Source organism: Allobosea sp. RAF48, assembly GCF_052114025.1.
Taxonomy (GTDB): domain Bacteria; phylum Pseudomonadota; class Alphaproteobacteria; order Rhizobiales; family Beijerinckiaceae; genus Allobosea.
Genome location: NZ_JBFRDZ010000009.1, coordinates 208,516 through 223,342, shown reverse-complemented (window position 1 = coordinate 223,342; position 14,827 = coordinate 208,516). Strand labels below are relative to the sequence as shown.

Annotated in this window: 11 protein-coding genes; 1 reads left to right on the top strand and 10 read right to left on the bottom strand. The window is 66.6% G+C overall.

The genetic code is table 11. The features are described from left to right. The 4 genes from AB4Z10_RS18265 to AB4Z10_RS18250 form a co-directional block, all read right to left on the bottom strand. A partial coding sequence (locus tag AB4Z10_RS18265; RefSeq protein ID WP_441471810.1) for a GTP-binding protein occupies positions 1–149 on the bottom strand: 149 nt, incomplete at its 3' end. A 147-nt stretch (positions 150–296) separates the two neighbouring features. Further along, positions 297–1,082, bottom strand: coding sequence for a DUF1444 domain-containing protein (locus AB4Z10_RS18260; RefSeq protein WP_441471800.1), 786 nt, complete (start codon positions 1,080–1,082; stop codon positions 297–299). A gap of 195 nt (positions 1,083–1,277) precedes the next feature. Beyond that, positions 1,278–2,555 (bottom strand): nicotinate phosphoribosyltransferase, encoded by a 1,278-nt coding sequence (gene pncB / locus AB4Z10_RS18255; protein WP_441471799.1) that lies wholly within the window; start codon positions 2,553–2,555, stop codon positions 1,278–1,280. A gap of 74 nt (positions 2,556–2,629) precedes the next feature. Beyond that, the gene (locus tag AB4Z10_RS18250; protein ID WP_441471798.1) at positions 2,630–4,477 is read right to left on the bottom strand and encodes a TRAP transporter large permease; all 1,848 of its coding nucleotides are present in this window, start codon (positions 4,475–4,477) and stop codon (positions 2,630–2,632) included. A gap of 174 nt (positions 4,478–4,651) precedes the next feature. Between AB4Z10_RS18250 and glpD the strand changes: the two genes are divergently transcribed. Continuing rightward, a complete protein-coding gene (gene glpD, locus AB4Z10_RS18245; RefSeq protein WP_441471797.1) occupies positions 4,652–6,202 on the top strand; it encodes a glycerol-3-phosphate dehydrogenase in 1,551 nt (516 codons plus the stop codon). Positions 6,203–6,414: 212 nt separating this feature from the next. On the opposite strand, the gene AB4Z10_RS18240 is transcribed toward glpD, so the two are convergent. From AB4Z10_RS18240 to AB4Z10_RS18215, 6 genes are all read right to left on the bottom strand, one after another. Beyond that, positions 6,415–7,680, bottom strand: a complete 1,266-nt coding sequence (locus AB4Z10_RS18240; RefSeq protein ID WP_441471796.1) for a peptidoglycan-binding domain-containing protein — start codon at positions 7,678–7,680, stop codon at positions 6,415–6,417. 58 nt (positions 7,681–7,738) lie between these two features. Continuing rightward, entirely contained in the window at positions 7,739–10,474 is a 2,736-nt protein-coding gene (tssH, locus tag AB4Z10_RS18235) for a type VI secretion system ATPase TssH (RefSeq protein WP_441471795.1), read from the bottom strand. A gap of 22 nt (positions 10,475–10,496) precedes the next feature. After that, entirely contained in the window at positions 10,497–11,549 is a 1,053-nt protein-coding gene (gene tssG, locus AB4Z10_RS18230; protein ID WP_441471794.1) for a type VI secretion system baseplate subunit TssG, read from the bottom strand. Further along, complete coding sequence (tssF, locus tag AB4Z10_RS18225) at positions 11,546–13,507, bottom strand: type VI secretion system baseplate subunit TssF (protein WP_441471793.1); 1,962 nt, start codon at positions 13,505–13,507, stop codon at positions 11,546–11,548. The genes tssG and tssF overlap by 4 nt, the downstream gene beginning before the upstream one ends. Before the next feature lie 4 nt (positions 13,508–13,511). Further along, entirely contained in the window at positions 13,512–14,060 is a 549-nt protein-coding gene (locus tag AB4Z10_RS18220) for a GPW/gp25 family protein (RefSeq protein WP_441471792.1), read from the bottom strand. Between the two features lie 160 nt (positions 14,061–14,220). Beyond that, positions 14,221–14,703 (bottom strand): Hcp family type VI secretion system effector, encoded by a 483-nt coding sequence (locus AB4Z10_RS18215; protein ID WP_441471791.1) that lies wholly within the window; start codon positions 14,701–14,703, stop codon positions 14,221–14,223. Positions 14,704–14,827: the final 124 nt, after the last annotated feature.

The window sequence follows — 14,827 nt, the reverse complement described above, 5'->3', positions numbered from 1 at the left end:
ATCTGGTCATACGCCGTGAACGACGCGCCGCCCGACTCCGCCAGAACCTTCGTGATCGCAGCCGTCAACGACGTCTTGCCATGGTCGACGTGACCAATCGTGCCAATGTTGCAGTGCGGCTTCGTACGAGCGAATTTCTCTTTGGCCATGACACCCTTGTCCTCGAAGGCGGCCCTCCGGGGCCTTGAAACGGGGTCGCATTAGGGGGTTTTGCGCGGGGATGCAAGGTTGTGCTCATTCGCCTTCCGCCGGAAGGTCACCGCGGCCTTCGGAGCGACTCAAAAATCCCGCTGCGACTAGGGCATGACGCGGAAGCCCTCCGGACCTAGCCTGTAGAGCTGCTTGCTGACAGGAAAGCCGCCATCGGGGGCTTTCGTCAGCGACCGCAGCGCGGCGACCACCTCGGCATCATCGGCGTCTCCGAAGGCGAGGATGTCGCGTGAGGGCACGGCGATCGCGACATTGCGTGGCAGATTCGGAATGTCCTTCCAAGGATTCTCCAGCAGCAAGATCGAGGCGTTGTTGTCGCCCTCGCCGAAATGGAACCTCCGCAGCTTTCCGAAATCATGGATCTCGAACCGGTCGACGCGCCGGACCCAGTTGTCCAGAACCGCGCGCAGCACGTCCTTGTCGCTCATCCCGTACTGGCCGCCCTCCCCAACGGAGACGAAGCGCGTGATCTTTGGAAGATCGAGTGCCGCTGCGACGATGATGTCGCCCTCCAGCGGAACATATAGCAACCGCGCGTTGGGGTCCCCCTTCTTGCGAGCCATGGCGGCGAACTGCTCGACATAGGATCGGTTCTTCATGACAGGGATCAGAGCCGCGATGAACCGTGCGCGCTCCGCTTCGGTCTTAAGGGCCGACTGGCCCGCGACCGCCTCGGTGGCGCGCTGCGTCAGCTTGTCGAAAGCGCCCTGTCGGCTCTTCGCGTCTGGTAAAGCATTGAATTGCGCGCTGAGCGGAGCCAACCCCATCCGGACATCGTGACCGGCTGTCCTGAAAACCACATCGCCGGCTTCGACGCGCACGGCGCTGACGCCCGCACGACCTTTGAGCATGGTCGTGATCAGCCCTGCCATCTCGGTCTCGCTGAGAGGCCGAGCCTCGTTCAGCCGTTCACGCCCTATCGTTTGAGCGATTGAAGCCGCCGTAGCGGCAAGCACGGCTATGGCCGCAAACAGCACAACCAGTAAGCGCAGCATGTCGAGTTCCCCAACCCGCGAGCAGTATCGCGCGCCAGGAACATAATGGCAACATATTTTAATGACGCTACGTCATACGCCGCCGAACACCCGCCGATAGCGCTCGATCGCCCTGGGGGCGCCGGAAACCTTCTCCGGGTTGTCGGAGAGCTTCACCGCCGGCCGGCCGTTCGCCTTGGTGACCTTGCAGACCAGCGACATCGGATCGAGCGCGCGCGAACCGTCGGGCGAGCAGCCGACGAGGTCGTTGGTGAGGTCCGTGCCCCAGCCGAAGGCCATGCGGACCCTGCCGTCGAAGTGGTGGTAGACGCGCTCGATCGCGTCGACGTCGAGGCCGTCGGAGAAGACCAGCATCTTGTCGCGCGGATCGCGCCCGCGCTCGCGCCACCAGGCCATGATCGTCTCCCCGGCCGGTATCGGCGGGGCGCTGTCGGGGCGAAAGCCCGTCCAATCCGCCACCCAGTCCGGCGCATGGTGCAGGAAGCTCTGCGTACCGAAGGCGTCGGGCAGCGCGATCAGCAGGTTGCCGCCATAGACCTGGCGCCATTCGTCGAGCACGCGATAGGGAGCGCGCAGCAGCTCCTCGTCCGAATCGGCGAGCGCGGCCAGCACCATCGGCAGCTCATGCGCATTGGTGCCGATCGCCTCGAGATCGGCATCCATGGCGAGCAGCACATTGGAGGTGCCGGTGAAGGCCGACCCCAGCCCTTCCTTCAGGGCCTCGACGCACCAGCGCTGCCAGAGATGGCCGTGGCGCCGGCGCGTGCCGAAATCCGAGAGCTTGAGATTCGGCAGCTTCTGCAGCCGCTCGACCTTGCCCCACATCTTGGCCTTGGCGCGGGCGTAGAGCACGTCGAGCGAGAAGCGCTTCTGGCCGAGCATCACGCGCCGGGCTCGCAACTCGTTGATGATGGCAAGCGCCGGCACCTCCCACATCGTCGTGTGGGTCCAGGGTCCTTCGAAATGCAGCTCGTACTGCCCGTCCACCCGGCGCAGGTCGTATTCGGGTAGCTGGAAATCAGCGAGCCAGCCCATGAAGTCCGGCGAGAACATCTGCGTCTTGCCGTAGAAGCTGTTGCCTGCCAGCCAGATCAGCTCGTTCTTGGTGAAACGCAGCGAACGGGCGTGGTCGAGCTGCGCCCGGAGCTCGCCCTCGTCGACGATATCCGCGAGGCGGATGTGCTTCGAGCGGTTGATCAGCGAGAAGGTGACCTGCACGTCCGGGTGGAACGCCCGGATCATCTGCAGCATCAGGAGCTTGTAGAAATCGGTATCGAGCAGGCTGCGGATGATCGGGTCGAGCCGCCAGCCATGGTTATAGGTCCGCGTCGCGATGTCGGTGAAGATCATGACGGCATCAGGTCCGGGGCAGGCTCACGGCGGAGGCAACAGGATGGCGCAGGCGCCGGGCGAAGAACGGCGCATCAGAACAGCGCCTTGAGCGCCGGCGCAAGCGCGGGCCACGCAGCCATGCCCAGCGACAGGACCATGAGTGCCGCCAGCAGCACGCCGAGGAGCGGCAGCACGGCCCGGAATACCGCGGCCGCCGGTACACGCATGATGCCGCTGACGACATAGACGAGGATGCCGAGCGGCGGCGTCAGCCCGTGGATCATCAGATTGACCACGAGGATCACACCGAACTGGATCGGGTCGAGCCCTGCCGTCACCGCGACGGGCAGGAGGAGGGGCGCCAGCAGCAGGATAGCGGCACCGATATCGAGGAAGAGCCCGGCCACCAACAATACGAGGTTCGCGAGCAGCATCACCGCGTACGGGCCCGCCCCGAACACCGTGACGAGGCCGGCCATCTGTTCGGAAATGCGATCCACCGCGAGCAGGAAGGCGAAGGGCGCCGAGGCCCCGATCAGCAGGCCGATCGCTGCCGCCTCCGCCGCGGATTTGCGCAGAGCCGCCAGCACGCCGCGCCAATTCAGGCTGCGCAGCGCCAGACAGGCGATCGCGGCATAACCGACAGCGAGCGCCGAGGCCTCCGTCACCGTCACCACGCCGAAGCGGATGCCGACCACGACAACGACACCGAGCCCGATGGCGGGAATGGCACTGAGGAGCGCCCTGCCCCGCTCGGCCGCGCTCGCCTTCGGCGCGGCATCGACCACGCCGCGCACGCTGAGATGGATGCCGATGGCAAGCGCCAGCGCCAGCACCCCGCCGGCGACGAAGCCACCGAGCAGGAGCGAGCCGACCGAGAGATTCGTCGTGCTCGCCAGGATGAGGAAGGCAATCGAGGGCGGGATGATGTTGTCGAGCATCGAGACGCCGGCAACGATCGCCGCAGCGTTCGCCGGCGGATAGCCGCGCGCGACCAGCGTCGGCGCCATCACCTTGGCGCCGAAGGCGGCGTTCGCCACCGAGGAACCGGAGGCCCCGGAGAACAGCACGCTGGCGACCAGCGCCGTCTGCGCCAGCCCCGCCCGCCAATGCCCGACCAGCGTCGCCGCGAAGCGGATCAGCCGTTCAGCAAGCCCTCCTTCCGTCAGCAATTCGCCAGCAAGCAGGAAGAAGGGAATGGCCAGCAGCAGAAACCGGCCGACGCCGCCGACCATCGTCTGCACGATCGCCGGCTCCGGCAGCAACCCAGCGAAAGGCCCTGTCAGCGAGACGCCGGCCAACAGGGCGAAAGGCAACGGCGCGCCGAGCAGCAGCCCCACTCCGGCGACAAGCGCGGCAACGAGGCTCGGCGTTGGGAAAAAGTCGAAGGAGAGCTGCGCGAGCCCGTAGAGGCCCAAACCCAGCAGCAGTGAGGCAATCGCGCCGGCCCAGCCCCGTTCGAGCCCGCCGCGCAGGAACAGCGCCAGAATCGTCAGCCCGCCCCCGCAGGCGAAGACGGCGAAGCGCAGCGCCTCCGGCAGGCCGAGCACGGTGGACTGGCCACCGACCAGCAACGCGACGTTGACCCCGCCGCCCGCCAGCACAAGCGCTCCATGGAACGCGATCGCATCGGCGGCAATCGCGGCGACCTTGCGGAACCCATCGGGCAGCAGCCGGACCAGCACGTCGAGCCGCATCGCCAGCGTCCCCGTCACCGCGAGCGGAGCGCCGACAGCGATCAGCGCCAGATGCAGCCAGATCGCAAGCTCGTCCGACCAGACGAAGCCGCCGCCGAACAGGTAGCGCCGCAGCACAGCCGCCATGACCACCGCGAACAACAGGGCGAGGATGGCCGCGCCGGCCAGTTCCAGCACATGGCGCAAGGCCGCTTCCGCCCGTGCCGCCGGCCTCCCGCCACGGTTTCGCTCTGTCCCGGTCATCCTGCCGCCATGCCCAGCCTCGCTGCCCAGTTCCGGCCTCCGACGGCCCGCGTCAAGCGATCCGAATTGACATCGCCCATGATTTGGCGACAGGAGCGGGTTCATCGCATCGATGCGGCAGGGCCCGGATGGCGCCATTGCCGATCAGCGTCCAGGTCTGCCAGAAGACGAGCTATGGCTTCCGAAATCACCTCGCCCGCCGCCGGCTTCGGCACGGACCCCGGCGCCCCCTACGACCTCGCCGTCATCGGCGGCGGCATCAATGGCTGCGGCATCGCCCGCGATGCGGCCGGGCGCGGCGCCTCGGTCGCGCTGTTCGAGAAGGACGATCTCGCCAGCGCCACCTCCTCGCGCTCGACCAAGCTGATCCATGGCGGGTTGCGCTATCTCGAATATTACGAGTTCAGGCTGGTGCGCGAAGCGCTGATGGAGCGCGAGCGGCTCTGGGCCATCGCCCCGCACATCATCCGCCCGCTGCGTTTCGTGCTTCCGCATCACAAGGGGCTTCGCCCGGCCTGGCTGCTGCGCCTGGGCCTGTTCCTCTACGACCATATCGGCGGTCGCAAGCTCCTGCCCGCCACCCGCACGCTCGATCTCGCGCACGACGTCGTCGGCAAGCCGCTCAAGGACAACCAGGCGAAGGCTTTCGAATACTCCGACTGCTGGGTCGAGGACGCCCGGCTCGTCGTATTGAACGCGATGGACGCCGCCGTGCGCGGCACCGCGATCCACACGCGCACGCGCGTGGTCTCGGCGCACCGTCAGAACGGCCTGTGGCAGCTCGAAACCGACGGCCCGGAAGGCAGGCGGACGGTCTGGGCAAAAGCGCTCGTCAACGCCGCCGGGCCCTGGGTCGCCGAGGTGCTGAGCGGCGTGATCCACACCAATGCCCGGGCCGGCGTCCGCATGGTTCAGGGCAGCCATATCGTCGTGCCCAGGCTCTACGATCACGACCGCTGCTACATCTTCCAGAACGCCGATGGCCGCATCGTCTTCGCGATCCCCTACGAGCAGGACTTCACCCTGATCGGCACCACCGATCGCGACTACAAGGGCGATCCGGCCGAAGTGGCCGCCACGCCCGAGGAGATCACCTATCTCTGCGCCGCCGCGAGCGAGTATTTCCGCCAGCCGGTCACGCCGGATTCGGTGGTCTGGACCTATTCCGGCGTGCGCCCGCTCTACGATGACGGCGCCTCGAAGGCGCAGGAGGCAACCCGCGACTATGTGCTGACGCTCGACGCTCCCCAGGGCGAGGCGCCGCTGCTTTCCGTCTTCGGCGGCAAGATCACGACCTATCGCCGCCTGGCGGAAGCCGCGATCGCCAAGCTGGCGCCACATGCGCCTTGGGCGGCCCGCGCCAGCTGGACGATGACCGGCGCGCTGCCCGGCGGCGATTTCCCGGTCGGCGGCTTCGACAAGCTGGTCGCCGAGATCGCCGGCGCGTACCCTTGGCTTGAGCGCAAGACCGTGGCGCGGCTCGCCCGCTGCTATGGCACCCGCGCCCGCGAAATCCTTGCCAGCGCGAAGAGCCCCGCCGATCTCGGGCGCCATTTCGGCGCTGATCTGTATGCAAGCGAAGTCCGCTATCTCATGCGCGCCGAATGGGCGCGGAGGGCCGCAGACGTGCTCTGGCGCCGCGGCAAGCTGGGGCTGCGGCTCTCCGCCGACGAGCGCGAGGCGCTCGACGACTTCATGCAGCGGGAAGTCACTGCGGCCGCCTGATCCGTTTTCCCTATAAGAGCAATTGTTTGCGGGCCGACGCGGAATCAATACTGCAAGTTCAGCGTTGGAGCTTGAGTCACTTTCACAGAACCACGTCGTCATCCCGGGCTTGAACCGGGATCCATGCCAGAGCGCTTCCGAGGAAGGTTCCGGTATGGCCCCCAGCTCTCCGCAGCGCTGCGGCGAGCGTTTCGGTAAAAATCGGCACGGCGTCAGAAGCCGCAGATCTCCACGAGCCTGTCCTGCGTCTTCGAGCCGGGAACGCCGTCGACCTTGAGTGGCGGATAGGTCTTCTGGAAGGCCTTGACCGCTTTCGTCGTCTTCGGCCCCTTGATCCCGTCGACGGGTCCTGCTCCGAAGCCCAGCGCGTTCAGCCGAAACTGGACTCCGGTCAACAACGCGGCCTTCGGCGCAGCCTTTTCGCCCGCCTTGATCACCATTTCGGGCAGCTGGATGACGGTCTTGCCCCGCTTGCGTTGCTTGAAGGCATCGAAGCTCGCCTTCACGACCTCCGGCGGCGCGGGGTCGGATTTCGTGGGCGCGGACGTGGCCGCCACGACCACCGGCGCTGCGAAATCGACTCCCTCGAGCGTCTCGATCGCGGTCATGCCTTCGATGACGAAGGCGACGCCCTTGAACAGCGTGATCCCTTGCTCCATCAGCCCGGTGACGCCCAGCGTTTTGACCGCTCCGATCGCCTGCCCCTCCATGAGATTGATGCCGGCCTTGTTGACCGCCCCGTAGTTCAGGCTTTCGACGAGGCTCTCGAGCGTGGCGTGATACCGACCGCCGTAATCGGCGAAACGCACCCGGCCCAGCGCATCGCGCACCGCGATGACGGTATGATTGATCGGCTCGCCTCGGGTGGTCACGCAGCGGATTGCGAAGACCGTGACGCCGTCCTGGGACTTGGCGAGCTGGGTAACGCCCTGGATCGACCTCGCCTGCAGCTGCCTGACCTTAACGCCCTGGGCGATCATGAAATCCATCGCCTGCTTCACATGCGCGCCAAGCTCGTCGACACCGAACTGGTCCTTCGTGATCGACTTCAGCGGCCTGCCGACGGCCTTGGCCATCTCCTTCAGGGTTACGAAGTAGCTCCTCCCCCGCGCGATCGACATGGCGTTGTTGACCGCCTGGAAGGTGCAGGGTCCGGTCACGCCCTGGACCTGCACCGCAAACCGGATCCGTTGCATATGGATCAGCCGCGAGAACATCCCGCCCGCCTTCCCCATCGGGCCGAGCAGGGCAAGCAGGCGCAGGCCGTCCTTGCCGACCCCTGCCAGGCCGCCCTCCGCCATGCCCTGACCGAAGCGCAGCACATCGACATAGCCCGCTCCGAGGTCCATTGAGGTCTGCACGGTGGTGGCAACCGCGACCGCCCACCATTGCGGGTTGTCCTGGACCCATTCGCCCAGTATTTTTTCGGTTTCCCGCTTCTGCTTGTCCCACCAGTCGGCATATTCGGAGAAGGCCATCGTCGCTTCCTTGTCGTGACGGTCTGCTCCTCTTTGTCGATGTCGGACGCCGATCGGTTCACGCCACCTGATAGGCGAAGGCGCCGCCCTCGACGGAAACCCTCGCCTCGGTCAGCGGCTTCTTCTCGAGCTGCAGGTTGAGGATGGCGCGCGAGAGCGCGGGAAGCATCGAGTTGGTGATGATGTTGTCGATCATGCGCCCGCCTGAATCCGGGTCGTTGCACTGGCCGACGATGTGCTCGACCACCGCGCCGTCATAGACGAAGGCCGCCTTGTGGTTCTCGGCCAGCCGCTTGCCGATGCGCCCGAGCTGCAGCCGCACGATGCCGGCCAGCATGTCCGACGACAGCGGATAATAGGGAATGGTCACGAGCCGCCCGATCAGCGCCGGTGGGAAGACCTTGAGCAGCGCGGGCCTGAGGCTCACCGCCATCTGCTCGGGATCGGGCTTGGCCGCGCCGTTCGCCGACATGCTCATGATCTCGTCAGTGCCGACATTCGAGGTCAGGATGATCAGCGTGTTCTTGAAATCGATGCGCCGGCCGGTGCCGTCCTCCATCTGGCCCTTGTCGAAGACCTGGAAGAACAGCTCGTGCACGTCGGGATGTGCCTTCTCGACCTCGTCGAGCAGCACTACCGAATAAGGCTTGCGCCGCACGGCCTCGGTCAGCCGTCCACCCTCGCCATAGCCGACATAGCCGGGAGGCGCGCCCTTCAGCGTCGAGACGGTATGCGCCTCCTGGAACTCGCTCATGTTGATCGTGATGACGTTCTGCTCGCCGCCATAGAGCGCCTCCGCCAGCGCTAGCGCCGTCTCGGTCTTGCCGACGCCGGAGGGGCCGCAGAGCATGAAGACACCGATCGGCTTGTTCGGGTTGTCGAGCCTGGCGCGATTGGTCTCGATGCGCTTGGCGATCATGCCGATGCCGTGCCCCTGCCCGACCACGCGCTTGTTCAGCGTCTCGGCGAGGTTGAGCACCGTCTCGATCTCGTCCTTGACCATCCGGCCGACCGGGATGCCGGTCCAGTCCGAGACGACCGAGGCGACCGACTGCTCGTCGACATGAGCGTAGATCATCCGGTTGGCCGGATCGATCTCGCCCAGCGCCGCGAATTTGGCGTTGAGCACGGCACGCGCGTCCTCGGGATCAGCCGCGAGCTCGGCGGCCGGGGGCTCCGCTTCGGTAGGCGCAGGCGCGACGTTCTCGTTCGCCTCCGGCTTGCCGTTTTCCGTCTTCGCCTCCCCGCCGGGCGCCTTCTCCCCGAGCTTCGCGCGCAGCGTCTTGATCTCCTCGACGATAGCGAGCTCGCCCGCCCAGGCGCCTTCGAGCGCCGCGAGATTCTCCTGCCGCTCAGTGATCTCCGTCTCGATCTCGCCGAGCCGCTTGGTGGCATCGGTGCCGAGATCGGCATCGGCGGTCAGCGACGCCTTCTCCTGTTCCAGCGAGGAGATCGCGACGCGCGCATCCTCGATCGCGGCCGGCGTCGCGCTCTGGCTGACCGCGACGCGGGCGCAGGCGGTATCGAGCAGGCTCACCGCCTTGTCGGGCAGCTGGCGCGCCGGGATATAGCGCGAGGAGAGCTGGACAGCTGCGACGATGGCAGCATCGGAGATGCGGACCTTGTGGTGCTTCTCCATCGGCCCGATCAGCCCGCGCAGCATGGTGCAGCAGCGCGCCACATCGGGCTCGTCAACCTGCACCGGCTGGAAGCGCCGGGTCAGCGCCGGGTCCTTCTCGAAATATTGGCGGTATTCCGACCATGTGGTTGCCGCGATGGTCCTAAGCGTGCCCCGCGCCAGCGCCGGCTTGAGCAGGTTGGCGGCGTCGCCCGTGCCGGCCTGTCCGCCTGCGCCGATCAGCGTATGCGCCTCGTCGATGAACAGGATCACCGGTGTCGGCGAGGACTGCACCTCGTCGATCACGGAACGTAGCCGCTGCTCGAACTCGCCCTTCATCGAGGCGCCGGCCTGCATCAAGCCGATATCGAGCGCGCAGACCTTGACGCCTCGGAGCGGCGGCGGCACGTCGCCGGCCGCGACGCGCTGCGCGAAGCCCTCGGCGATCGCGGTCTTGCCGACGCCGGCCTCGCCGGTGAGAATCGGGTTGTTCTGGCGTCGGCGCATCAGCACGTCGATGACCTGCCGGATCTCGTCGTCGCGGCCGAGGATCGGGTCCATCGTGCCGGAGCGGGCCTTGGCGGTGAGGTCCTGCGAGAAGCGGTCGAGCGCTGTGGTGCCCTTCGGCCCCTCAGCGGCCTCGGCACCCGCCGTGCCGGCTGCTCGCAGGCCTGAGCCGTCCATCGGCCGCAGGTTCTCTTCCTGCGAGCCTTCCCAGATCTTGCCGTAGCCGGCGGCGAGTTCATCGACCGGAATCTTGCCGAATTCCTTGGATAGCCCCGAAAGCGCCCTGCGCAGATCGTTCGACTTCAGCGCCGCGACGAGCAGATGGCCTGTCCTGATCTGCGTCTCGCCGAAGAACAGCGTCGCGTAGTGCCAGCCACGGTCGAGGATATCGACGATGTGGTTGGCGATGCCGGGCATCTCCGTCTCGTTCCGGCGGAAGCCTTCGACCACGCCGCCCAGATCCATCAGCAGCTTCGCGCGGTCGAGCTTGTAATGGTCCGCCGTGAGGGTCAGGTCATTGGCGCTGCCCTGCAGGATCTGCAGCAGCCAATGCGCCAGCTCGACATTGCGGTTGCCGGCGCCCTTGGCCTGCCTCAGCGCCTGCAGGAAGGTGTCGTAGCCGACCCGGTTGAGCTTGCCCGTGACGGCTTCGAGGCTGATATCGGCCATGGTCGTCCCCTTGGAGTATCGGTTAGGCGGCGCTGCTGCGCTTCAGGCGCATGCGCTCGGCGGGATGGAAGCGGGCGTCGCGGCGTAGCGCGCCTTCTTCGATAGTCCAATTCGGCGCCATCCAGCTCGTCCAGCCGAGATGGCCGGACTGGCCGAGCCTGACGGGCTTCACCTCGCCCACCGGCAGCGCCAGCTCGACATCCCATTCGAACTGCTCACCGAGATGCAGGAACACCGCGTCGGCCAGCGGCGCGCAGCGGTCGCCGTTCGGCAGGAAGCGCTGGAACTCACCGAGGTCACCAGCCACGATCTTCACGCGGAACTTGTCCTCGACACTGTAGACGCTGGCGCCGAGCAGCGCGTCGCCGCCAAGCGTGCAATGCGCCCCGCCGAGCCGCGTCCGGTCGGCCGGATCGAAGACGAGACGCATGCCGACGAACTGCTCGATCTCGACCTCGGCCTTGAACAGCCCGGCGAGGAAACGCTGCAGGCGCGAGGCGGATTTCGCTTGCGCGCCGATCAGCCCGGCATGGGCGAGCTTTTCGGCATCGGGCACGCTGTCTCGGGCGAGATAGGGCTTCGAGCCCACGCCGATCATGCTGCCGATATAGGCGGCGAAGCGGTCGAGATCGGGCCTGTCGTGCTGCGCGATCGGCCGTGCATCCGCCCAGGCGCGGTAGAAGAGCTGCAGGAAGCGGTGGTTGAAGATGTCGAGGAAGCGCGGGAAGGCGTCGTCGCGCGCGATCTGCCAGTGATAGCTCTCCTCCGTCGTCGCCAGCGGCAACGCGCCCTGCGGGCCGAGCAGGCCGAGGAACTTGACGAAGAGCCTGAGCCGCCCCTGCGCGTCGCGATCCGCCTCTGCGATGCTCGAGGCGGGGAAGTCGAGAAAGGCCTGCTCGCCCAGCGCGACATATTCCTCCCGCCGCGAAGCGACATCGCCGATGCGCGGACGCTCCGGGAAGCTGCGTTCTAGCCGGCGCATCACCGCATAGAAGTCGAAACGCCAGGGCTCGGCTTCAAGCTGCGCCTGATAGTTCGGCGCCTTTTCCAGCGGAGTGGGGGCGTCTTCCGTCACAGGATGCGCCTCGAACCGGCACGCGGCGGAAAGCGCATGACTTCGCCGCGCTCCACCGTGCGGATCACCGTCTGGGTGAAATGGTTCATCGCCGCGTATTCGGCGAAGAAGCGATCGAGCACCGCACCGAGCAGGAAGACGCCCGAGCCCTCGAAAGCTTTCTCGTCGAGCAGCACGGTGATCTCGAGCCCGCGCCCCGCGCCTGTCCCGGCCCGCTGCGGAAAGCGGCGCACGACGGGGCGGCTGTCGACGCTCTTGATCCCGCGGATGCGCCGCTCGGTGGCGCTGTCGGCGAGATCGGCGAAGAGCGAGAGCAGCTCGCGCAAGGCCGCGCCATTCTCGCCCGCGCCACGCTGGACCAGGCCGAGCTGGTTCAGGCTGATCAGATTGATTAGCCGCCAGGTCACGACGCCCGTCGAGGCTGTCTCGGCGCGCAGCTTGAGCTGCGAGACGACCGGCTCGCGCGGCGGGGTCGGCCCGGCGAGGCAGGCGACGTCGAGCGAGACATTGTCGATCAGGCGGAAATCGGCGCCGCCGACGCCGGTCGGCAGATGCTCGGTCAAATGCCGGTTGGAGCAGAGCGCGCGCACGCTGAGCTCTGCCACCGAGGCGCTGTCGTTCACGCCTGCCGATTCGACCAACGAGATGAACATCTCCGTGCCGGTGTAGTCGGAGGCGCGCCCCTGGCGCCGCTCGGCCGAGGAGCGCCGCCGTGGCAGGCGCCTTTGCGTGTAGTGCAGCCCGTGCAGCGGCGACGCGCCCTCCGGCGAGGAATAGAGCGGGTGCACCGGCTGCTTCTCACGCCCGCCAGCGTAGTGGGCGTGGACGGAGAGAATGCTGTGCGGCTCATAGTCGAGCGCGCGGCTCCGATCCGGCACGACATGAAACTCGTGCTGGTTCGTCTTCACCGGAATGCGATCGGCGGTCTTCTCGAACAGGTTGACCGCGGGCGCGGCATAGAGCGCGAACATCTCCTTGCGCACGGCGCCGGGCAGCCGCGTATTGACCTCGTCGAAGACGAAGATCAGTTCGACCGTCTTGGCCGTGAGCCTCGGCATGATCCCGCCCAGCCCTTCCAGCCGGAAGCCGAGGAACTTGCGCGGGAACCAGAACAGCTCGCGCAGCAGCTCGAAGCCGCGGAAGACGCGCGTATCGGCCGGCAGCATCGCCTCGTCCTCATCGAAGCCGATCTGCTCCAGCCCGCAACCTTCGCCCGGCGTCACCACCGGATCGCCGAACGGGTCGAGATGGCGGAAATGGATGCCGATGCAGTTCGCGAAGAGCTGCTCGTAGAGCGCAACCGCATCGCCCTCGCCGCCGAGCAGATGGAAACTCAGCTCCCGCGCGCGGCAGCCGGCAAACCAACTCGCCGGGTTCTTGAGCGCGTCGGCCGCCGAGGGTTCCTGCACGGGGTCGGCCATGACGCGATGCGTCAAGGTCAGGCGCAGGCCGGCCAGCGCGCGCGGCCCGGCCTTGATGCCGAGCGCCTGCAGCGGCCCCGGCGCGGGAACGTACTCCGCCGCCGTGATCTCGAAGGGCCAGAGCGTGACGTCCGCGCCAAGACGGTAACGGCAGGCGACACGCCGCTCGCGTTCGAGATAGGTCGCATCGACATAGGAGCCACGCGGAATCCGGACGCCCTCGCGCAGGCCCGGATCCGAGTAAGGCGGCGTGATGCCGGCCAGCAGAGCCGAGGGCGTCGGCGCGAGGTAGTTCGGCAGCAGCTGTTCGAGGAGGTTGTTGGTGAACTCCGGGAATTCGTGCTTCAGCTTGAGCTGCACGCGCGCGGCGAGGAAAGCGGCGCCTTCCAGCAGTCCGGCGACCATCGGGTCCATGCGCTCACCGGCAAGCCCGCCGAGCCGCTCGGCGATGCCGGGATACTCCTCGGCGAACTCCTTGCTGTGCTCCATGAAGAGCCGGAGTTCCTGGTTGTAGAGGTCGAGAAACTCCCGGTTCACCGCGTCAGCGCCCCTTGATCGCGATCTTGCCGGTATCGAGTTCGAGATCCGCGACGAACTCGACGGGCACGTTGAGCGGCTCGCAGTTCAGATCGGCGCGGACGAGGAAACGCACCTTGAGCTCGGCCGGATCCAGCGCGTGGTCGCGCTCGACGGCGATCGACTTGCGGATCAGCCGTGGCTCGTAGCCCATCAGCACACCCGCCAGGTCCTCACGGATCGTGTCGACGCGCTGCTCGTCGATCGACAGCCGTGTCATGTCCGGAAAGCCGTGATTGAGGATGGAGCGGCGCACATCCTCCAGCCCCGAAAGGTCGAGCGCGGATGCGAGGTTGACGGTATTCACCAGCGCATCGAGATCGATAGCGATCTCGCGCCTGAGCTTCTGTTCGGTGATGGCAGCCCGCGGCGCCGCGCGTCGGTTCGCAATCACGCGTTCGCCGCCCTCGTCCCTCAGGTCGAGCGCGGTCTTCGCATCCTTTTCCAGATGCGCTTCCCGAAATGCGAACATCAAAGGCGGCCGCAGCCGCTTCTTCGCAATCGGATCGGTCATGTCGCCTCGCCTGCCACGGAAAGGCGCCGGTTCCGGCCGGACCGCCTGACGTCCTCGCGGACGCAGAATGGCGATCCAGCCCTTTGCCGAGGCATCGGATGGGTCCGAAAAGCGCGTTCCACTTTTCGGTCCGATGCCGGCGGAACCGGCGCATTGCACTTCACTTCGCGTTGGCCTTGATGTCCCAGGTCATCGTCATCGCCGCATCAAGATCGCCATCGGCCTTCTGCGGCTTGTACTCGAACTTGATCTTGGCGTAGTTCAGCGAGAACTGATCTGTCGGGATGCTGTTGCCGCCGACTGCATCGCCGGACTGATAGCTCGACACCAGCAGGTCCTCCAGCGTCACGACATAATAGTCCTTCTGTTGCTCGCCCTGCTTGCGGACATAGAGCACGGCCTTCTTGATGTGCTTGCCGCTGGCGCAGGCCTGCGCAAGGTTGGTCGAGGCCTTGCCGACCTGCGAGGTGAAATGGACGTCCTGGAAGCTCGCCTTGCCGGCGCCGCCGCCGGCATTCGCGGCATGCGAACCGGCGTTCGAGATGCCCCAGGAGAAGGAATCCACCTCGATCGTGTCCTTGTGGGTCTTGTCCTTGCTTTCGCCCTTGATGCCGTCGATCTCGAGCAGGAAGTCGGTAGCCATGTTTACCTCCAGAGTGTGAATGGTGGGATGCTCACTTCCGTGAGCGGACCGGTGGACGCACCTCTCCTGTCGCGCCGCCCGGGCGGGCCGGCGCGCCGAAGATTCTCGTTGCCGCCGTCACCTG